This is a genomic window from Streptomyces sp. WAC06614 (assembly GCF_003949795.1).
Taxonomy (GTDB): domain Bacteria; phylum Actinomycetota; class Actinomycetes; order Streptomycetales; family Streptomycetaceae; genus Streptomyces.
Genome location: NZ_RPRY01000130.1, coordinates 1 through 19,788, shown reverse-complemented (window position 1 = coordinate 19,788; position 19,788 = coordinate 1). Strand labels below are relative to the sequence as shown.

Genomic DNA, 19,788 nt, shown 5'->3' with positions numbered 1-19,788 from the left:
CCCGGTCGGCCCGGTCGGCCCCGGCCGCCCGGGCCGGGCCCCCGTCCTCGTACTGGCCCGCCCCCGGTATGCCGAAGGCCCCGGTCTCCGCCCTGGGGAAGGGTGGAGACCGGGGCCCCGGTTACTTCTGGTGCGCCGCACCCGCGTGGCGAACGCAGGCCGCGTGCGGCGCGGGGGTGCCGGTCAGGAGCGGATGAGAGGGCCCGCTGGGTCCGTCCCGGCGATCACATCGAGTAGCTCAGCCCTGGAGGGTGCCGGCCTTGGCAGCCAGCGCCGACTTCTTGTTGGCGGCGGCGTTCTTGTGGATGACACCCTTCGAAACGGCCTTGTCCAGCTTCTTGGAGGCCAGACGGACGGCCGCGGTGGCCTTCTCCGCGTCACCGGCGGCGATGGACTCGACCGCCTTGCGGATGTAGGTCTTGAGCTCGGACTTGACGGACTTGTTGCGAAGGCGGGCCTTCTCGTTCGTCTTGTTCCGCTTGATCTGGGACTTGATGTTCGCCACGAAAGAGCCTTTTCAGGTTCAGAGTTTGATCTTCGAGTGTGCGCCACGCAGCTGAGAGGGCATGCGAGACACAGCTGCCCAGGTTACCAGGCGCCCTTCAGGTGGCCCAAACCGAGCGCACAGCGCCAGGCATGGGACGATAGACCCCTGCGTAACGTTCCGACTGAGACCCGAGAATCAGGACACTGCGTGCCCGCGACCCCTAGCCACGTGCCCGAGCCGAGCCGAACCGACCCGGCGCTGATCCGCAACTTCTGCATCATCGCGCACATCGACCACGGCAAGTCCACGCTCGCCGACCGGATGCTCCAGCTCACCGGCGTCGTCGACCAGCGGCAGATGCGTGCCCAGTACCTCGACCGCATGGACATCGAGCGTGAGCGCGGCATCACGATCAAGTCCCAGGCGGTCCGGCTCCCCTGGGCGCCGACCTCGGGCGAGGGCCAGGGCAGCACGCACATCCTCAACATGATCGACACCCCGGGCCACGTGGACTTCACCTACGAGGTCTCCCGGTCCCTCGCGGCCTGCGAGGGCACGATCCTGCTGGTGGACGCCGCCCAGGGCATCGAGGCGCAGACCCTCGCCAACCTCTACCTGGCGATGGAGAACGACCTCACCATCGTCCCGGTCCTCAACAAGATCGACCTGCCGGCCGCCCAGCCGGAGAAGTTCGCCGAGGAGCTGGCGAACCTGGTCGGCTGCGAGCCCGACGACGTCCTGCGGGTCTCCGCGAAGACGGGTATCGGCGTCGAGGCCCTGCTCGACCGCGTGGTCGAGACGGTCCCGGCCCCGGTCGGCGTCAAGGACGCCCCCGCCCGCGCGATGATCTTCGACTCGGTCTACGACTCGTACCGCGGCGTGGTCACCTACGTCCGCGTGGTCGACGGCACGCTCAACAAGCGCGAGCGCATCCGCATGATGTCGACCGGCGCCACCCACGAGCTGCTGGAGATCGGCTGCAACTCCCCGGAGATGCTGCCCGCCGACGGCCTGTCCGTCGGTGAGGTGGGCTACCTGATCACCGGTGTGAAGGACGTCCGCCAGTCCAAGGTCGGCGACACCATCACCCAGATGACCGGCGGCGCCACCGAGGCCCTCGGCGGCTACAAGGACCCGAAGCCGATGGTCTTCTCCGGTCTGTACCCGCTGGACGGCTCCGACTACCCAGACCTGCGCGAGGCCCTGGACAAGCTCCAGCTCAACGACGCCGCCCTGGTCTACGAGCCGGAGACCTCCGCCGCGCTCGGCTTCGGCTTCCGCGTCGGCTTCCTCGGCCTGCTCCACCTCGACGTGATCCGCGAGCGCCTGGAGCGCGAGTTCGGCCTCGACCTCATCGCCACCGCGCCCAACGTGGTCTACCGCGTGGTCATGGAGGACAAGAGCGAGATCACGGTCACCAACCCGAGCGAGTTCCCCGAGGGCAAGATCTCGGAGGTCTACGAGCCGGTCGTGCGGGCCACGATCCTCGCGCCGACCGAGTTCATCGGCTCGATCATGGAGCTGTGCCAGACCCGGCGCGGCACCCTGCTCGGCATGGACTACCTCTCCGAGGACCGGGTCGAGATCCGCTACACCCTGCCGCTCGCGGAGATCGTCTTCGACTTCTTCGACCAGCTGAAGTCCAAGACCCGCGGCTACGCCTCCCTCGACTACGAGCCCACCGGCGAGCAGGCCTCCAGCCTGGTCAAGGTCGACATCCTGCTGCACGGCGACAAGGTCGACGCCTTCTCCGCCATCACCCACAAGGACGCCGCCTACGCCTACGGCGTGCGCCTGGTCGCCAAGCTGCGCGAGCTCATCCCGCGGCAGGCGTTCGAGGTGCCGGTCCAGGCCGCCATCGGCTCCCGGGTGATCGCCCGCGAGACCATCCGCGCCATCCGCAAGGACGTCCTCGCCAAGTGCTACGGCGGTGACATCTCCCGTAAGCGGAAGCTGCTGGAGAAGCAGAAGGAAGGCAAGAAGCGGATGAAGATGGTCGGCTCCGTGGAGGTTCCGCAGGAGGCCTTCATCGCGGTGCTCTCCAGCGACGAGAGCGGCGGCAAGAAGAAGTAGCACGCCCCGCAGTACGGACCAGGAGCCAACCGGAAGCGGCGCTCACGGGCCCCCGCGCAGTCGCGCGGGGGCCCGTTTCGTTATGAACCGGCCGCCCGCCGGCTCTTACGCACCCGCCGGCGGACCTCTACCCTGATCGAAGCTCGTTGGTTACTCGCCAGTTACAAGAAGCACACCTGCCAGTCCCCACGCTCCCACGCACAGCCGCGTGGACCGGTCCGGAGGATGTCGTGAGCGACACACAGTCCCTGATCGAGAACCGCCCGCCCTCCGTGGCGGCCGTCTTCCTTGAGCGCGTCGCCGCCACCCCGGACGCGGAGGCCTACCGCTATCCGGTCCCGGCGGCCTCCGGCCAGGGCCCGGACGACTGGAAGTCCCTGAGCTGGGGCCAGGCGGCCGAGCGGGTGTTCGCCATCGCCGCCGGCCTGGTCGACCTCGGGCTCCAGCCCGAGGAGCGGGTGGCCCTGGCCTCCAACACCCGGGTGGAGTGGATCCTGGCCGACCTCGGCGCGATGTGCGCCGGCGCGGCGGTCACCACCATCTACCCCAGCACCAACGCCGAGGAGTCGGCGTTCATCCTCTCCGACTCCGAGTCCCGGGTGCTGATCGCCGAGGACGCCGCCCAGCTCGCCAAGGCCCGCGAACGCCGCCCCGACCTGCCCGACCTGCGCCACGTGGTGGTCGTCGACGCCGCCGACGCCGTCCCGGCCGAGGGAGACCCGGAGGGCTGGGTGCTCTCCCTCGCCGAGCTGGAGCAGCGCGGCCGCGACCACCTGGCCAAGCACCCGGCGGCCGTCAAGGACCGCATCGCCGCGATCCGCGCCGACCAGCTCGCCACCCTCATCTACACCTCCGGCACCACGGGCCGCCCCAAGGGCGTCCGGCTGCCGCACGACAACTGGTCGTACATGGCCAAGGCCACCGTCGCCACCGGCCTGATCACCAAGGACGACGTCCAGTACCTCTGGCTGCCGCTCGCGCACGTCTTCGGCAAGGTGCTCACCTCCGGCCAGATCGAGGTCGGTCACGTCACCGCCGTGGACGGCCGGATCGACAAGATCATCGAGAACCTCCCGGTGGTCCAGCCCACCTACATGGCGGCCGTCCCGCGGATCTTCGAGAAGGTCTACAACGGGGTCGCGGCCAAGGCCCGGGCCGGTGGCGGCGCCAAGTACAAGATCTTCAAGTGGTCGGTGGGGGTGGCCCGCGAGTACGCCAAGGTCACCCAGGACAACTTCCGCCGCACCGGCCGCGCCACCGCCCCCTTCGGTCTCGCCACGAAGCACAAGGTCGCCGACGCGCTCGTCTTCTCCAAGCTGCGCGAGGCCTTCGGCGGCCACCTGCGCGCCGCCGTCTCCGGCGCCTCCGCCCTCTCCCCGGAGATCGGCTACTTCTTCTCCGGAGCCGGCATCCACATCCTGGAGGGCTACGGGCTCACGGAGTCCAGCGCCGCCTCCTTCGTCAACCCCGGCGAGGCCTACCGCACCGGCACGGTCGGCAAGCCGCTGCCCGGCACCGAGGTCCGCATCGCCGACGACGGCGAGATCCTGCTGCGCGGCCCCGGCATCATGCAGGGCTACCACCGCCTGCCCGACAAGACCGCCGAGGTCCTGGAGTCCGACGGCTGGCTGCACACCGGCGACATCGGCGAACTCTCGCCCGACGGCTACCTGCGGATCACCGACCGCAAGAAGGACCTGATCAAGACCTCCGGCGGCAAGTACGTCGCCCCGGCCGAGGTCGAGGGCCAGTTCAAGGCGGTCTGCCCGTTCGTCTCGAACGTCGTCGTCCACGGCGCCGACCGCAACTACTGCACGGCCCTGATCGCCCTCGACCCGCCCGCCATCCTCGGCTGGGCCGCCGAGCACGGCCTGGAGGGCAAGTCGTACGCCGAGGTGGTCGCGGCCCCCGAGACCCACCGGCTGATCGAGACCTACGTACAGACCCTCAACGAGGGCCTCCAGCGCTGGCAGACGATCAAGAAGTTCCGCCTGCTCCCGCGCGACCTCGACGTCGAGCACGGCGACCTCACGCCCAGCCTGAAGCTGAAGCGCCCGGCCGTCGAGCGCGAGTTCAAGCACCTGCTGGACGAGATGTACGAGGGCGCGCGGGAGGCCTAGGCACCGACGGGCCCCACCGGCCCGGCACGCACGGGCGGTGCCCGCGCCGCCCTCGCGTCCCGCCCTCGCCTCCCGCCGTCGCGGCACGCCCGTCCCGGGCGTGTCGCGGCATACGCGACAATGGGTCCATGCCTTCCGCCCTGCCCGACGGCGACCCCGTGCCCGAGGACGGCTCGCTGCCGTCCCACGCCCTGACCGGCGCGGCCGCCCGGCCCCTCGGGTTCTACCTCCACGTCCCGTACTGCGCCACGCGCTGCGGGTACTGCGACTTCAACACGTACACGGCGTCCGAGCTGCGCGGCACGGGCGGCGTGCTCGCGTCCCGGGAGAACTACGCCGACACCCTGACCGACGAGGTCCGCCTCGCGCGCAAGGTGCTCGGCGACGACCCGCGCCCGGTCCGCACCGTCTTCGTCGGCGGCGGCACGCCCACCCTGCTGCCCGCCGCCGACCTGGTCCGGATGCTCGGCGCGATCCGGGACGAGTTCGGGCTCGCCGAGGACGCCGAGGTCACCACCGAGGCCAATCCGGAATCGGTCACCCCGGCGTACCTGGCCGAGCTGCGCGAGGGCGGCTTCAACCGGATCTCCTTCGGCATGCAGAGCGCCCGGCAGCACGTGCTGAAGGTGCTCGACCGCACCCACACCCCCGGCCGGCCCGAGGCCTGCGTGGGCGAGGCCCGCGCGGCCGGCTTCGAGCACGTCAACCTCGACCTGATCTACGGCACGCCCGGCGAGTCCGACGACGACTGGCGGGCCTCCCTGGACGCCGCGCTCGGCGCCGGGCCCGACCACGTCTCGGCGTACGCGCTGATCGTCGAGGAGGGCACCCAGCTCGCCCGGCGGATCCGCCGCGGCGAGGTCCCCATGACCGACGACGACGTGCACGCCGACCGCTACCTGATCGCGGACGAGGTGCTGGCCGGGGCCGGCTACTCCTGGTACGAGGTCTCCAACTGGGCCACCTCCGAGGCGGCCCGCTGCCTGCACAACGAGCTGTACTGGCGCGGGGCCGACTGGTGGGGCGCCGGCCCGGGCGCCCACAGCCACGTCGGCGGGGTCCGCTGGTGGAACGTCAAGCACCCGGGCGCCTACGCCGCCGCCCTGGCCGGCGGCCGCTCGCCCGGCGCGGGCCGCGAGCTGCTGTCCGAGGAGGACCGCCGGGTCGAGCGGATCCTGCTGGAGCTGCGACTGGTGACCGGCTGCCCGCTGTCCCTGCTGGCCCCGGCCGGCCTGGCCGCCGCCCGCCGCGCCCTGGCCGACGGCCTGCTGGAACCCGTCCCGTACGAGGCCGGCTCCGCCGTCCTGACCCTGCGCGGCCGGCTCCTGGCCGACGCCGTGGTCCGCGACCTGGTCGACTGACCCCGACTGCGCCGCGGGGTCGGGGGCCCAGGGCGCTAGGGCGCCGTCACGAAGTCGATCAGCTCCTCGACCCGCCCCAGCAGGGTGGGTTCCAGGTCCCGGTACGACGTGACGCGCGACAGGATGTGCCGCCAGGCCGCCCCGGTGTTCGGCGGCCAGCCCAGGGCCCGGCAGACGCCCGTCTTCCAGTCCTGGCCCGGCGGCACCACGGGCCAGGCCGCGAAGCCCAGGGCCGACGGCTTCACCGCCTGCCAGACGTCGACGTACGGGTGGCCCACGACCAGCACGTCCGGCGAGGTCACCGCGGCCGCGATCCGGGACTCCTTGGACCCCGGCACCAGGTGGTCCACCAGGACCCCCAGCCGGGCGTCGGGCGCCGGGGCGAACTCGGCCACCACCGCCGGGAGGTCGTCGACGCCCTCCAGGTACTCCACGACCACGCCCTCGAGGCGCAGGTCGTCGCCCCACACCTTCTCGACCAGCTCGGCGTCGTGCCGCCCCTCCACGTAGATCCGCCCCGCCCGGGCCACCCGGGCCCGGGCCCCGGGGACGGCGACCGAGCCCGACGCCGTACGTGCCGGGGCCGCCGGGCCGCGGGACGGGCGGACCAGGGTGACGGGGCGGCCGTCCAGCAGGAAGCCGGCCGGTTCCAGGGGGAAGACGCGGCGCTTGCCGAAGCGGTCCTCCAGCGTCACCGTGCCGGCCTCGCAGGACACCACCGCCCCGCAGAAGTCGGTGCCCGCCACCTCGACCACCACATCGGGATCGGCCGGCACCTCCGGCACCGCCCGCGGGCGCTTCCACGGCGGGGTCAGATCGGGTGAGTACTCGCGCATTCGGACGACGGTAGGCACCCGGGGCCGGTCACGCGGGCGACACGCCGGAACGCGCCGCCAGTGTGGCGCGTTGCGCAACGACGAACCCCGCGTCCACCACCGCTCCGTGACCGGGCACGTACACCGCGTCCGGTCCGCCCAGGGCCAGCAGCCGGTCCAGCGCCGCCGGCCACTGCGCCGGCACCGCGTCGGGGCCCGCCAGCGGCTCCCCGGACTCCTCCACCAGGTCCCCGCAGAACACCACCTCGGTGCCCGACGGGTCCGGCACGAACACGGCCAGGTCGTTGCGGGTGTGGCCGGGGCCGACGTTGGCCAGCAGCACCTGCAGTCCGCCCAGTTCCAGCGTCCACTCGCCCGACACCAGGTGCCGCGGCGCGACCAGCAGCTCGGTGGCCCGGTCCGCGTCCTCCTCCGGCAGCCCGTGCCGGACCGCGTCCGCGCGCAGCTCCGCCTGCCCGCGGCCGGCCGCCAGCACCTTCTCCAGGCCCACGGCCCCGTAGACCTCGGCGCCGGAGAACGCCGCACCGCCGAGGACATGATCGAAATGGCCGTGCGTGAATGCGAGATGGGTCACGTGCCGGCCGGTCAGCCGCTCGGCCTGGGCGCGCAGCTCGGCGCCCTCCCGCAGGGAGGATCCGGGATCGATCATGAGGACGGAGTCGTCGCCCACCACCAGTCCCACCGTGCAGTCCCAGCCCGGAAGGCGTCGGCGTCCGGCCCGCGCACCGAGCCGTTCCCACCCCGCCTCTTCCCATGCGATGTCCATACCGGGACGCTACCGTGACCGGCCCGACGGCCGTCCGCCCTTGCGGGGGGCGTGCCCGCCCGCCGTACACTGACCGGGGGATCTCTGGCACTCAACCCCAGCGAGTGCCAGACACCGGCCGGAAGTCCGACGAACCACACCTGGAGGTGCGCGCGATGCTCAGCGAACGCAGGCTCGAAGTGCTGCGCGCCATCGTCCAGGACTACGTCGGCACCGAGGAGCCGGTGGGTTCCAAGGCACTCACCGAGCGGCACCGGCTCGGCGTCTCCCCGGCCACCGTCCGCAACGACATGGCGGTGCTGGAGGAGGAGGGCTACATCGCCCAGCCCCACACCAGTGCCGGCCGGATCCCCACCGACAAGGGCTACCGCCTGTTCGTCGACAAGCTGGCGGGCGTCAAGCCCCTGTCGACGCCCGAGCGGCGGGCCATCCAGAACTTCCTCGACGGCGCCGTCGACCTCGACGACGTCGTGGGCCGCACCGTGCGGCTGCTGGCGCAGCTGACGCGGCAGGTCGCCGTCGTGCAGTACCCCTCGCTGACCCGGTCCACCGTCCGGCACGTCGAGCTGCTGTCGATGGCGCCCGCGCGCCTGATGCTGGTGCTGATCACGGACACCGGCCGGGTCGAGCAGCGCATGATCGACTGCCCGGCGCCCTTCGGCGAGCAGTCGCTGGCGGACCTGCGGGCCCGGCTGAACGGCAAGGTCGTCGGCCGTCGCTTCACGGACGTGCCGCAGCTCGTGCAGGACCTGCCGGAGGCCTTCGAGGCCGAGGACCGCGGCACGGTGCAGACCGTGCTGGCCACGTTCCTGGAGACGCTGGCCGAGGACACCGAGGAGCGGCTGATGATCGGCGGCACCGCCAATCTCACCCGCTTCGGACATGACTTCCCCCTGACCATCCGGCCCGTGCTGGAAGCACTCGAGGAGCAGGTCGTGCTCCTGAAGCTGCTCGGCGAGGTCAACGAGTCGGGGATGACCGTACGCATCGGCCACGAGAACGCCTACGAGGGACTGAACTCCACGTCCGTCGTCTCGGTCGGCTACGGTTCGGGCGGCGAAACAGTCGCCAAACTCGGCGTGGTCGGACCGACCCGCATGGATTACCCCGGAACGATGGGAGCGGTACGCGCAGTGGCACGTTACGTCGGACAGATCCTGGCGGAGTCGTAAGTGGCCACGGACTACTACGCCGTACTCGGCGTGCGCCGCGACGCATCGCAGGACGAGATCAAGAAGGCGTTCCGGCGGCTTGCACGCGAGCTGCACCCGGACGTGAACCCCGATCCCAAGACGCAGGAGCGTTTCAAGGAGATCAACGCCGCCTACGAGGTGCTGTCGGACCCGCAGAAGAAGCAGGTCTACGACCTCGGCGGCGACCCGCTGTCCTCCTCGGGCGGCGGTGGCGCGGGCGGCTTCGGGGCCGGTGGCTTCGGCAACTTCTCGGACATCATGGACGCCTTCTTCGGTACGGCGTCCCAGCGCGGCCCGCGCTCGCGCACCCGGCGCGGCCAGGACGCGATGATCCGGCTCGACCTGGAACTGGACGAGGCCGCCTTCGGCACCACCAAGGAGATCCAGGTCGACACCGCCGTGGTGTGCACGACCTGCAGCGGCGAGGGCGCCGCGCCCGGTACCTCCGCGCAGACCTGTGACATGTGCCGCGGCCGCGGTGAGGTGTCGCAGGTGACGCGGTCCTTCCTGGGCCAGGTCATGACCTCCCGCCCCTGCCCGCAGTGCCAGGGCTTCGGCACCGTCGTCCCCACCCCGTGCCCCGAGTGCGCGGGCGACGGCCGGGTCCGCTCCCGCCGCAGCCTGACGGTCAAGATCCCCGCCGGCGTCGAGAACGGCACCCGGATCCAGCTCGCCGGCGAGGGCGAGGTCGGCCCCGGCGGCGGCCCGCCCGGCGACCTCTACGTGGAGATCCACGAGCTGCCCCACCCGGTGTTCCAGCGGCGCGGGGACGACCTGCACTGCACCGTGACCATCCCGATGACGGCGGCGGCGCTGGGCACCAAGTGCCCGCTGGAGACGCTCGACGGCATGGAGGAGGTGGACATCCGGCCCGGCACCCAGTCCGGCCAGTCCATCCCGCTGCACGGCCGCGGCGTCACGCACCTGCGCGGCGGTGGCCGCGGCGACCTGATCGTCCACGTCGAGGTGCAGACCCCGGCCAAGCTGGACCCGCAGCAGGAGGACCTGCTGCGGCAGCTCGCGAAGCTGCGCGGCGAGGAGCGGCCCATGGGCCAGTTCCAGCCCGGCCAGCAGGGCCTGTTCAGCCGCCTGAAGGACGCGTTCAACGGGCGCTGACCCGGTTCCGGCCGGCCGCCTCGGCGGTTCCCGGCCGGGCACCGGCGCGGCCGCCGGCCGGGTGGTGACATGCCGCCTGGCCGGTCCCGGACGCCGACTATGCCAGGCGAATGCCACGATTCGGCAGGGTGCGGTGGACATGGCACGATGCACCTCATGTCCACCGCGCTGAACGGTCTTTCCCCCCGTCCGATCGTGCAGGCCCCGATGGCGGGCGGTGCCTCCTGCCCGCCGCTCGCCGCCGCCGTGAGCGAGGCCGGCGGGCTGGGCTTCCTGGCCGGCGGCTACAAGACCGCCGACGGCATGTACCAGGAGGTCAAACGCCTGCGGGGGCTGACCCGGCGGCCGTTCGGCGTGAACCTCTTCCTGCCCCAGACCGGCGCCGTCGACCCGGCCGCGGTCGAGGCGTACCGGGGGCAGCTCGCGGGTGAGGCCAGCTGGTACGAGACCTCGCTGGCGGACGATGACATCGTTGGCAACACCGACGACGGCTACGACGCGAAGCTGGCCATCCTGCTGGACGACCCGGTTCCCGTGGTGTCGTTCACCTTCGGCTGTCCCGCCGCGGGGACCCTGGCCCGGCTGCGCGAGGTCGGCACGTACACCGTGGTGACCGTGACCTCCGTCGAGGAGGCCAGGGCCGCCCAGGCGGCCGGTGCGGACGCCGTGTGCGTCCAGGGCATCGAGGCCGGCGGCCACCAGGGCACCCACCGCGACGATCCGCAGGCGGACGGGTCCGGGGTCGGGCTGCTGGCCCTGGTCGCGCAGGTCCGCGAGGCCGTCGGGCTGCCGATCGTCGCGGCCGGCGGGCTGATGCGCGGCTCGCAGATCGCCGCGGTGCTCGCGGCGGGCGCGGAGGCCGCCCAGCTCGGCACGGCGTTCCTCGCCTGCCCGGAGTCCGGGGCGCACGCGCTGCACAAGAAGGCGCTGACGGACCCGTTGTTCGTCCGCACCGAGCTCACCCGGGCGTTCTCCGGCCGCCCGGCCCGGGGGCTGGTCAACCGGTTCATGCGCGAGCACGGACCGTACGCCCCCGCCGCCTACCCCCAGGTGCACCACCTGACCTCGGGCCTGCGCAAGGCCGCCGCGGCGGCCGGGGACCCGCAGGGCATGGCCCTGTGGGCGGGGCAGGGCCACCGGCTGGCGCGGGCGCTGCCGGCCGGGGAACTGGTGGAGGTGCTCATGGCCGAACTGGCCGAGACGCAAGCGACGAGGAGCGTGTGATGACGGCCCCGGTGTTCGTGGTCGAAGAGGTCCCCGGCGGGCCGGAGTTCGTGCTGGACGGTCCGGAGGGCCGGCACGCGGTGTCGGTGAAGCGGCTCAACCCCGGCGAGGACGTGGTCCTCACCGACGGGCGGGGCCGCTGGACCGAGGGCGTGGTCAAGGCCGCCGAGGGCAAGGACCGGCTGGTCGTCATGGACCTGCACACCGTCGAGGAGGAGCCCGAGCCGCAGGTCCGGATCACCGTGGTCCAGGCCCTGCCCAAGGGCGACCGCGGCGAGCTCGCCGTCGAGACGATGACGGAGACCGGGGTCGACGCGATCGTGCCGTGGCAGGCCTCACGGTGCATCACCCAGTGGCGCGGCGACCGGGGCGCGAAGTCCCTGGCCAAGTGGCGCAGCACGGCCCGGGAGGCGGGCAAGCAGTCCCGCCGGGTGCGCTTCCCCGAGGTGGCCGAGGCCGCCTCGACCAAGCAGGTCGCCCAGCTCCTGGCCGCGGCCGACCTCGCCGTCGTGCTGCACGAGGACCGGGAGGCCGGCTCCGAGGCCCTGGCCACGGCCGAGCTGCCGACGGCCGGTTCCGTGGTGGTCGTCGTCGGCCCCGAGGGCGGGGTCTCGCCCGAGGAGCTGGCGGTGTTCGCCGAGGCCGGCGGGCGCCCGTACCGGCTGGGCCGGTCGGTCCTGCGGACCTCCACGGCCGGGACGGCGGCGGTGGCCGTGCTGCTGGCCCGCACCGGCCGCTGGTCGTGATCCCCGGGCGTGCTCCGCGGCCCCGGGGCCGGGCCGGGCGGGCGTGATCCACAGCCCCCGCGGGGCGTGGGCCGGGGCGGATACGATGCGCGCAGGTGATCACCGTTCGGAGAGGTGAAGCAATGGCAGGGGAACCGCAGGCCGACTGCCTGTTCTGCAAGATCGTCAGCGGGGACGTGCCCGCGACCGTCGTCCACGAGAGCGACACCACGTACGCGTTCCGGGACATCAATCCCCAGGCTCCCACGCACGTCCTGGTGGTGCCGAAGGCCCACTACCCCGACGCCGCCTCCCTCGCCGCCGCCGAGCCGGCGTTCGCCGCCGACGTGCTGCGGGTCGCCGGGGAGATCGCGACCGCCGAGGGCCTCGACAGCACGGGCTTCCGGATCGTCTTCAACACCGGCGCGGGCGCCGGCCAGACCGTCTTCCACGCGCACGCGCACGTCCTCGGCGGTCGCGGCCTGCAGTGGCCCCCCGGATAGACCGTGTCCGCACGCGAGTTCGTGGTCCTGGGCACCGCCAGCCAGGTGCCCACCCGCCACCGCAACCACAACGGCTACCTGCTCCGCTGGGACGGCGAGGGCTTCCTCTTCGACCCGGGCGAGGGCACCCAGCGCCAGATGCTGCGCGCCGGGGTCGCCGCCCACGACATCCACCGGATCTGCGTCACCCACTTCCACGGCGACCACAGCCTGGGCCTGGCCGGAGTGATCCAGCGGATCAACCTCGACCGGGTCCCGCACCCGCTGACGGCGCACTTCCCGGCCAGCGGGCAGAAGTTCTACGACCGGCTGCGCCATGCCACGGCGTACCGGGAGACGGTGGTCATCGACGAGGCGCCGGTCGCCGCGGACGGGGTGCTGGCCGAGACGCCCGGGTACGTCCTGTCGGCCCGCCGGCTGTCCCACCCCGTGGAGTCCTTCGGCTACCGGATCACCGAGCCCGACGGCCGCCGGATACTGCCCGAGCGGCTGCGGCAGTTCGGCATCCAGGGGCCGGACGTGGGCCGGATCCAGCGCGAGGGCGTCCTCCGCGGGGTCACGCTGGAGCAGGTCAGCGAGCACCGGCGGGGGCAGAGCTTCGCCTTCGTGATGGACACCCGGCTGTGCGAGGGCGTCCACGCGCTGGCGGAGGGCTGCGACATGCTGGTGATCGAGTCGACGTTCCTCGACGAGGACGCCGCCCTGGCCACCGAGCACGGCCACCTCACCGCGGGCCAGGCGGCCCGGGTCGCGCGGGACGCGGGCGTGCGGCACCTGGTGCTGACGCACTTCTCGCAGCGCTACACCGACCCGGCCTTCTTCGAACAGCAGGCCCGCGCGGTCGGCTTCGACGGCGAGCTGACGGTGGCCGCCGACCTGCTGCGGGTGCCGCTGCCCAAGCGGCCGTGACGCGGGACCGCGGAGGGTGCCCGGACATACAGGTGTTCTGCTTGTGATCTAGGTCATAAGTGGTTTTGACTCTGCTCCACGTGGGAAGTGCTGTCTGCTTTCCACGGGAGATGGGGAGCAGACCGTGAGCATGCGTACCGACCGGACCGTCCGCACCACCACACCGCGGCCCGCCGCCTGCGTCACCGACCCGGTGGACCCGCTGGGCGCGCTGCGCGCACCGGAGGACCCGGGCTGCGACGTCTTCCTCACCGGCACCGTCTTCCTCGACATCATCTTCACCGGCCTGGACTCCGCCCCCGTGCGCGGGACGGAGTCCTGGGCCCGGGGGATGGGCTCCAGCCCCGGCGGGGTCGCCAACATGGCCACCGCCCTGGCCCGGCTGGGCCTGCGCACCTCGCTGGCCGCCGCCTTCGGCGACGACCACTACGGCGAGTACTGCTGGGACGCCCTGGAGCAGGGCGAGGGCATCGACCTGTCCCTCTCGCACACCATCCCGGGCTGGCACAGCCCGGTGACGGTCTCCATGGCCTACGAGGGCGAGCGCACCATGGTCAGCCACGGCCACGAGGCCCCGCCCCCGGCCGGGACCGACCCCTTCCCCGACTGCCCGCCGCGCGCCCGGGCCGCCGTCGCCTCGCTGGTCCCCGGCCGGTCCGAGGAGTGGGTGGCCGCCGCCGTGCGCCGCGGAGCCCGGGTCTTCGCGGACGTCGGCTGGGACGACAGCGGCCGCTGGGACCTGGACGCGCTGGACCTGGAGCACTGCGAGGCCTTCCTGCCGAACGCCGCCGAGGCCATGCGCTACACCCGTACCGAGTGCCCGCGGGCGGCGGCCCGGGCCCTGGCCGACCGGGTGCCGATCGCGGTGGTGACCATGGGCGCCGAGGGCTCGTACGCGGTCGACGGCCGTACCGGCGAGACCGCCCACGTCCCCGCCATCGCCGTGGAGGCCCTGGACCCCACGGGCGCCGGTGACGTCTACGTGGCCGGCTTCGTCACCGGTACCCTCGCGGGCTGGCCGCTGGCCGACCGGCTGGCGTTCGCGGGCCTGACGGCCGCCCTGTCGGTGCAGGAGTTCGGCGGGTCCCTGTCCGCCCCGGGCTGGCCCGAGGTCGCCGCCTGGTGGCGCGGTCACCCGCAGCCGCCGGCCCGCTACGGATTCCTGGACGACCTGCTGCCGACCGGGCCCGGACCGGCGGGGGGCCGCCGCCGCGCGGTCCCGACGATCGGCTTCCGCAGCCCCGCCTGAGGCGGGCCGGGAAAACCTCTCGGGAAGCTTCCGGCGGCGTCGTACGCTTGGTACTCAGAGGTCGTCGATCGGCGAGACCCCGCAACGGGAGGTATGTGCAGGCCTCAGAGCCGGCCCATGACGCAGACACCCACAGCCCACATCCCGGCACCGGGACAGGCACGCGCCCACTTCACCGTTCCCGCCAAGCACCCCATGGTGACGGTGCTCGGCTCCGGTGACGCGCTGCTGCGCGTGATCGAGAAGGCCTTCCCCAAGGCCGACATCCATGTCCGGGGAAACCAGGTCAGCGCGATCGGTGAAGCCAGGGAAGTGGCACTGATCCAGCGCCTGTTCGACGAGATGATGCTGGTGCTCCGCACCGGACAGCCGATGACGGAGGACGCAGTGGAACGCTCGATCGCCATGCTCAAGGCGAGCGAGAACGGCGACGGGCCCGAGGAGACCCCCGCCGAGGTGCTCACCCAGAACATCCTCTCCAACCGCGGCCGCACCATCCGTCCCAAGACCCTCAACCAGAAGCGGTACGTCGACGCGATCGACAAGCACACGATCGTCTTCGGCATCGGTCCCGCCGGTACCGGCAAGACCTACCTCGCCATGGCCAAGGCGGTCCAGGCCCTGCAGTCCAAGCAGGTCACCCGGATCATCCTGACCCGGCCCGCCGTCGAGGCGGGCGAGCGGCTCGGCTTCCTGCCCGGCACGCTCTACGAGAAGATCGACCCGTACCTGCGGCCGCTGTACGACGCGCTGCACGACATGCTCGACCCGGACTCGATCCCGCGGCTGATGGCGGCGGGCACCATCGAGGTGGCGCCCCTGGCCTACATGCGGGGACGGACGCTCAACGACGCGTTCATCATCCTCGACGAGGCGCAGAACACGAACCCCGAGCAGATGAAGATGTTCCTCACCCGCCTCGGCTTCGACTCGAAGATCGTGATCACGGGTGACATCACCCAGATCGACCTTCCGGGCGGCACCAAGTCCGGCCTCCGGCAGGTGCAGGACATCCTCGAAGGCGTCGAGGACGTCCACTTCTCCCGGCTCACGTCCCAGGATGTCGTCCGGCACAAGCTCGTCGGACGTATCGTCGACGCGTACGAGCAGTACGACAGCCGCAACGGGAAGTAGCACGGGAAGAACATGTCGATCGACGTCAACAACGAGTCCGGAACCGAGGTCGACGAGCAGGCGATCCTCGACATCGCCCGCTACGCGCTGACCCGGATGCGGATCCACCCGCTGTCCGAGCTCTCCGTCATCGTCGTGGACGCCGACGCGATGGAGCAGCTCCACATCCAGTGGATGGACCTGCCCGGACCCACCGACGTCATGTCCTTCCCGATGGACGAGCTGCGTCCGCCGGCCAAGGACGACGAGGAGCCCCCGCAGGGCCTCCTCGGCGACATCGTGCTCTGCCCCGAGGTCGCCAAGAAGCAGGGCGAGGACGCCCCGACGCAGCACTCCATGGACGAGGAGCTCCAGCTCCTGACCGTCCACGGGGTGCTGCACCTGCTCGGGTACGACCACGAGGAGCCGGACGAGAAGGCCGAGATGTTCGGCCTCCAGGCGGCGATCGTGGACGGCTGGCGGGCGGAGCGCGGGCTGACCGGCCCCTCCCCGGCCCCGACGGTCTCGTGACCGCACCCCAGCTGATCACCGGGGCGGTCCTGCTGGTCGTCGTGGCCTGGCTGGCGGCCTGTGCCGAGGCGGGCATCGCCCGCGTCTCCAGCTTCCGCGCCGAGCAGGCCGTCCGCGAGGGCCGGCGCGGCAGCGCCAAGCTGGCCCAGGTCGCTGCCGATCCGACGCGCTACGTGAACGTCGCCCTGCTGGTGCGGGTCACCTGCGAGATGGCGGCGGGGGTACTGGTCACCTACGTCTGCCTGGACGCGTTCGGCGACACCTGGACGGCCCTGCTCGTCGCGATCGCCGTGATGGTCTTGGTCTCCTTCGTCGCCGTCGGCGTCTCTCCCCGGACCATCGGACGCCAGCACCCGCTGAACACGGCCACGGCCTCGGCGTACGTGCTGGTGCCGCTGGCCCGGGTGATGGGCCCGATCCCGCAGCTGCTGATCCTCATCGGCAACGCGCTGACCCCCGGCAAGGGCTTCCGCAAGGGCCCGTTCGCCTCCGAGGCGGAACTGCGCGCCCTGGTCGACCTGGCCGAGAAGGAGTCGCTGATCGAGGACGAGGAGCGCCGCATGGTGCACTCCGTCTTCGAGCTCGGCGACACCCTGGTGCGCGAGGTGATGGTGCCGCGCACCGACCTGGTCTGCATCGAGCGGTACAAGACGGTCCGTCAGGCCACCACGCTCGCGTTGCGTTCGGGCTTCTCGCGGATCCCGGTGACCGGCGAGAACGAGGACGACATCGTGGGGATCGTCTACCTCAAGGACCTGGTCCGCAAGACGCACATCAGCCGGGACGCCGAGACGGACCTGGTGACCACCGCGATGCGGCCGGCGGTCTTCGTGCCCGACACCAAGAACGCGGGCGACCTGCTGCGCGAGATGCAGCAGGTGCGCAACCACGTCGCCGTCGTCATCGACGAGTACGGCGGCACGGCCGGGATCGTCACCATCGAGGACATCCTGGAGGAGATCGTCGGTGAGATCACCGACGAGTACGATCGCGAACTGCCGCCCGTGGAGGCGCTGGGCGAGGACCGCTACCGGGTGACCGCGCGGCTGGACATCACCGACCTCGGCGAGCTGTTCGGGATCGACGCCTACGACGACGAGGACGTGGAGACCGTCGGCGGGCTGCTGGCCAAGGCGCTCGGCCGGGTGCCGATCGCCGGTGCCTCGGCGGTGGTGGAACTGCCCGACGGCCGGCCGCTGCGGCTGACGGCGGAGGCCTCGGCGGGCCGCCGCAACCGCATCGTCACCGTCCTCGCCGAGCCGGTGGAGGCGGAGCCGGACGCGGCCGGGGCCGAGGGCGGGACGCCGTGACCCCGGCCGAGCTGCGCGCCTTCTGCCTGAGCTTCAACGCCGCGGTGGAGGAGTTCCCCTTCAACCCGGAGACCTCGGTCTTCAAGGTGCTGGGCAAGATGTTCGCGCTGTCCGCGCTGGACGCGACCCCGCTGAGCGTCAACCTCAAGTGCGACCCGGAGGAGGCGCTCCGGCTGCGGGCCGAGCATCCGGCGATCGTCCCGGGCTGGCACATGAACAAGCGGCACTGGAACACGGTGACCGTGGCCGGGCTGCCCGACCGGATGGTGCGCGAGCTCGTCGAGGACTCGTACGACCTCGTGGTCGCGGGCCTGCCCCGCGCGGAGCGGCTGCGGCTCGATCGGCCGTGACGGGCTGATCCGGACCCCCGGATTCCGCAAGGTCACGATTCAGCAGAGCGTGCGGATCATAGGATTTCTTTACCTTACGCTTAGCTTTGCTTGTGCCAAGCAAGATCCGGGGGGAAACCGGAGGGGAGAGCACCTCGGCGGGGCCGTGCAGCGGCCCCGCCGAGGCGCTCCATATGCTGTCGACCATGACCGAGACCACCGGGCTGGACCCCGAGGACAGCAAGATCATCACGCTGGCGCGCAGCGCCCGGGCCCGTAACGGCGTGCCCGAGGGCGCCGCCGTACGCGACGAGACCGGCCGCACGTACGTCGCCGGTACGGTCGACCTCGACTCCCTCAAGCTCAGCGCCCTGCAGACCGCCGTCGCGATGGCCGTGGCCAGCGGCGCCCGGTCGCTGGAGGCCGCCGCCGTGGTGAGCGCGGCCGACGCGCCCGCCGCCGCCGACCGGGCCGCCGTGCGCGACCTCGGCGGCCCCGACACCCCGGTGCTGCTGGCCGGCCCCGACGGCGCCCTGAAGTCCACCACCCCGGCCGGCTGACCCGGGCCCACGACGCCCGCGCGCTCCGGCCCGCCCGACGGCCCGGCCGGAGCGCGCAGCCGTCACGCGGGAACGACCTCCGCGGTCTCCACGGCCTGCGCCGGCCGCCGGATGACCATCGCCATCAGCGCCGCCGCCGCGCACAGCGCCCCCGAGGCGTACCAGACGACGTCGTAGGAGCCGAAGACGTCCCGGGCCACCCCGCCCAGGAAGGCCACCACGGCCGCGCCCACCTGGTGCGAGGCCAGCACCCACCCGAAGACGATCGCGCTGTCCTCGCCGTAGATCTCCCGGCACAGCGCGAGCGTCGGCGGCACCGTGGCCACCCAGTCCAGCCCGTAGAAGACGATGAAGAACACCATCGGCGGGTGGACGGCCGGGGCCAGCAGCATCGGCAGGAACAGCAGCGAGACCCCGCGCAGCGCGTAGTACACGGCCAGCAGCCGGCGCGCGGCGAAGCGGTCGGTGAACCAGCCCGAGGCGACCGTGCCGGCCACGTCGAAGACCCCGATCACCGCGAGCAGCCCGGCGGCGGCCGTGACCGGCATGCCGTGGTCGTGCGCGGCGGGCACGAAGTGCGTCTTGACCAGGCCGTTCGTTGACGCGCCACAGATCGCGAAGGTGCCGGCCAGCAGCCAGAACGGCCCCGTGCGCGCCGCCCGGACCAGGACGGTCAGTGCCCGCCGGGCCGCCCCCGGCACCGGCGCGGGCTTCTGCGCGTACGTGCCCCCGTACGGCGCCAGCCCGACGTCGGCGGGGTGGTCGCGCAGCAGCAGCCACACGAACGGCACCACGGACAGGGCGGACAGCGCCACGGTCAGGGCCGCGGGGCGCCAGCCGTGCTCGGCCACCAGCCAGGCCAGCAGCGGCAGGAAGACGAGCTGGCCGGAGGCGCCGGCCGCGGTCAGGATCCCGGTGACCAGGCCGCGCCGGGCGGTGAACCAGCGGTTGGTGACGGTCGCGGCGAAGGCGAGGGCCATCGAGCCGCTGCCCAGGCCCACCAGCACCCCCCAGAAGAGCACGAGCTGCCACGCGGCGGTCATCCACACCGTGGCCGCCGAGCCGAGGGCGATCACCGTCAGTGCCACGGCCACGACCCGGCGGATGCCGAAGCGGTCCATCAGGGCGGCGGCGAACGGCGCGGTCAGCCCGTAGAGGGCGAGGTTGACCGAGACCGCGAAGCCGATCGTGCCCCGCGACCAGTCGAACTCCTCGTGCAGCGGCTCGATCAGCAGACCGGGCAGGGAGGCGAAGGCGGCGGCGCCGACGATCGTCACGAAGGTGACGGCGGCGACCGACCAGGCGCGGTGCACCCGGCCCGGCTCACGGAGCGGGGTCCCGGTGGTGCCGGGCGTCGGGGCGGAGGGTGCACCGCGCCTGGTC

19 protein-coding genes are annotated in these 19,788 nt (G+C 72.4%); 15 read left to right on the top strand and 4 right to left on the bottom strand.

The features are described 5' to 3' along the window. Window positions 1–238: 238 nt before the first annotated feature. Window positions 239–505: a 30S ribosomal protein S20 gene (rpsT, locus tag EF918_RS18895; protein ID WP_125647558.1), complete on the bottom strand. Its 267-nt coding sequence runs from the start codon at window positions 503–505 to the stop codon at window positions 239–241. A gap of 189 nt (window positions 506–694) precedes the next feature. Between rpsT and lepA the strand changes: the two genes are divergently transcribed. The 3 genes from lepA to hemW all read left to right on the top strand — a co-directional run bounded on the left by lepA (window position 695) and on the right by hemW (window position 6,041). Next, on the top strand, window positions 695–2,560 hold the full coding sequence (lepA, locus tag EF918_RS18890) for a translation elongation factor 4 (protein WP_125647555.1): 1,866 nt from the start codon (window positions 695–697) through the stop codon (window positions 2,558–2,560). Between the two features lie 230 nt (window positions 2,561–2,790). After that, on the top strand, window positions 2,791–4,680 hold the full coding sequence (locus EF918_RS18885) for a long-chain fatty acid--CoA ligase (RefSeq protein ID WP_125647552.1): 1,890 nt from the start codon (window positions 2,791–2,793) through the stop codon (window positions 4,678–4,680). Window positions 4,681–4,808: 128 nt separating this feature from the next. Next, window positions 4,809–6,041, top strand: a complete 1,233-nt coding sequence (gene hemW / locus EF918_RS18880) for a radical SAM family heme chaperone HemW (protein WP_125647549.1) — start codon at window positions 4,809–4,811, stop codon at window positions 6,039–6,041. A gap of 35 nt (window positions 6,042–6,076) precedes the next feature. Here the strand turns inward: hemW and EF918_RS18875 are convergent, their stop codons facing one another. Both EF918_RS18875 and EF918_RS18870 read right to left on the bottom strand, forming a co-directional pair. Next, window positions 6,077–6,877: a DUF3097 domain-containing protein gene (locus tag EF918_RS18875; RefSeq protein ID WP_125647546.1), complete on the bottom strand. Its 801-nt coding sequence runs from the start codon at window positions 6,875–6,877 to the stop codon at window positions 6,077–6,079. A gap of 28 nt (window positions 6,878–6,905) precedes the next feature. After that, a complete protein-coding gene (locus EF918_RS18870; protein ID WP_125647544.1) occupies window positions 6,906–7,643 on the bottom strand; it encodes an MBL fold metallo-hydrolase in 738 nt (245 codons plus the stop codon). 155 nt (window positions 7,644–7,798) lie between these two features. On the opposite strand from EF918_RS18870, the gene hrcA reads away from it, so the two are divergent. From hrcA to EF918_RS18810, 12 genes are all read left to right on the top strand, one after another. Further along, entirely contained in the window at window positions 7,799–8,815 is a 1,017-nt protein-coding gene (gene hrcA, locus EF918_RS18865; protein ID WP_125647541.1) for a heat-inducible transcriptional repressor HrcA, read from the top strand. Further along, window positions 8,816–9,952 (top strand): molecular chaperone DnaJ, encoded by a 1,137-nt coding sequence (gene dnaJ / locus EF918_RS18860; protein ID WP_125647538.1) that lies wholly within the window; start codon window positions 8,816–8,818, stop codon window positions 9,950–9,952. Window positions 9,953–10,108: 156 nt separating this feature from the next. Further along, complete coding sequence (locus EF918_RS18855; protein ID WP_125647535.1) at window positions 10,109–11,176, top strand: nitronate monooxygenase; 1,068 nt, start codon at window positions 10,109–10,111, stop codon at window positions 11,174–11,176. Next, window positions 11,176–11,922: a 16S rRNA (uracil(1498)-N(3))-methyltransferase gene (locus EF918_RS18850; protein ID WP_125647532.1), complete on the top strand. Its 747-nt coding sequence runs from the start codon at window positions 11,176–11,178 to the stop codon at window positions 11,920–11,922. Before EF918_RS18855 ends, EF918_RS18850 begins: the two co-directional genes overlap by 1 nt. Before the next feature lie 122 nt (window positions 11,923–12,044). After that, window positions 12,045–12,404 carry a histidine triad nucleotide-binding protein gene (locus EF918_RS18845; protein ID WP_125647529.1) on the top strand — a complete coding sequence of 120 codons (360 nt, stop codon included), beginning with the start codon at window positions 12,045–12,047 and terminating at the stop codon, window positions 12,402–12,404. 3 nt (window positions 12,405–12,407) lie between these two features. Continuing rightward, window positions 12,408–13,313 carry a ribonuclease Z gene (locus tag EF918_RS18840; RefSeq protein ID WP_125647526.1) on the top strand — a complete coding sequence of 302 codons (906 nt, stop codon included), beginning with the start codon at window positions 12,408–12,410 and terminating at the stop codon, window positions 13,311–13,313. 130 nt (window positions 13,314–13,443) lie between these two features. Continuing rightward, complete coding sequence (locus EF918_RS18835; protein ID WP_125647564.1) at window positions 13,444–14,562, top strand: PfkB family carbohydrate kinase; 1,119 nt, start codon at window positions 13,444–13,446, stop codon at window positions 14,560–14,562. A 117-nt stretch (window positions 14,563–14,679) separates the two neighbouring features. After that, a complete protein-coding gene (locus EF918_RS18830; RefSeq protein WP_125647523.1) occupies window positions 14,680–15,696 on the top strand; it encodes a PhoH family protein in 1,017 nt (338 codons plus the stop codon). 12 nt (window positions 15,697–15,708) lie between these two features. Next, window positions 15,709–16,206, top strand: a complete 498-nt coding sequence (gene ybeY / locus EF918_RS18825; RefSeq protein WP_125647520.1) for an rRNA maturation RNase YbeY — start codon at window positions 15,709–15,711, stop codon at window positions 16,204–16,206. Beyond that, window positions 16,203–17,516, top strand: a complete 1,314-nt coding sequence (locus EF918_RS18820) for a hemolysin family protein (protein WP_125647517.1) — start codon at window positions 16,203–16,205, stop codon at window positions 17,514–17,516. The genes ybeY and EF918_RS18820 overlap by 4 nt, the downstream gene beginning before the upstream one ends. Continuing rightward, window positions 17,513–17,866 (top strand): MmcQ/YjbR family DNA-binding protein, encoded by a 354-nt coding sequence (locus EF918_RS18815; protein WP_125647514.1) that lies wholly within the window; start codon window positions 17,513–17,515, stop codon window positions 17,864–17,866. The genes EF918_RS18820 and EF918_RS18815 overlap by 4 nt, the downstream gene beginning before the upstream one ends. A 185-nt stretch (window positions 17,867–18,051) precedes the next feature. After that, a complete protein-coding gene (locus EF918_RS18810) occupies window positions 18,052–18,405 on the top strand; it encodes a cytidine deaminase (RefSeq protein WP_125647512.1) in 354 nt (117 codons plus the stop codon). Window positions 18,406–18,467: 62 nt separating this feature from the next. Here the strand turns inward: EF918_RS18810 and EF918_RS18805 are convergent, their stop codons facing one another. Continuing rightward, entirely contained in the window at window positions 18,468–19,718 is a 1,251-nt protein-coding gene (locus EF918_RS18805; protein ID WP_125647561.1) for an MFS transporter, read from the bottom strand. Window positions 19,719–19,788: the final 70 nt, after the last annotated feature.

What these genes read in the sequence shown, in the direction of transcription:
- ybeY (WP_125647520.1), top strand. Translation starts at nt 15,709, where the DNA reads ATGTCGATCGACGTCAACAACGAGTCCGGAACCGAGGTCGACGAGCAG.
- EF918_RS18845 (WP_125647529.1), top strand. Translation starts at nt 12,045, where the DNA reads ATGGCAGGGGAACCGCAGGCCGACTGCCTGTTCTGCAAGATCGTCAGC.
- EF918_RS18810 (WP_125647512.1), top strand. Translation starts at nt 18,052, where the DNA reads ATGACCGAGACCACCGGGCTGGACCCCGAGGACAGCAAGATCATCACG.
- EF918_RS18855 (WP_125647535.1), top strand. Translation starts at nt 10,109, where the DNA reads ATGTCCACCGCGCTGAACGGTCTTTCCCCCCGTCCGATCGTGCAGGCC.
- hrcA (WP_125647541.1), top strand. Translation starts at nt 7,799, where the DNA reads ATGCTCAGCGAACGCAGGCTCGAAGTGCTGCGCGCCATCGTCCAGGAC.
- EF918_RS18875 (WP_125647546.1), bottom strand. Translation starts at nt 6,877, where the DNA reads ATGCGCGAGTACTCACCCGATCTGACCCCGCCGTGGAAGCGCCCGCGG.
- EF918_RS18830 (WP_125647523.1), top strand. Translation starts at nt 14,680, where the DNA reads ATGACGCAGACACCCACAGCCCACATCCCGGCACCGGGACAGGCACGC.
- EF918_RS18870 (WP_125647544.1), bottom strand. Translation starts at nt 7,643, where the DNA reads ATGGACATCGCATGGGAAGAGGCGGGGTGGGAACGGCTCGGTGCGCGG.
- EF918_RS18835 (WP_125647564.1), top strand. Translation starts at nt 13,444, where the DNA reads ATGCGTACCGACCGGACCGTCCGCACCACCACACCGCGGCCCGCCGCC.
- hemW (WP_125647549.1), top strand. Translation starts at nt 4,809, where the DNA reads ATGCCTTCCGCCCTGCCCGACGGCGACCCCGTGCCCGAGGACGGCTCG.
- EF918_RS18850 (WP_125647532.1), top strand. Translation starts at nt 11,176, where the DNA reads ATGACGGCCCCGGTGTTCGTGGTCGAAGAGGTCCCCGGCGGGCCGGAG.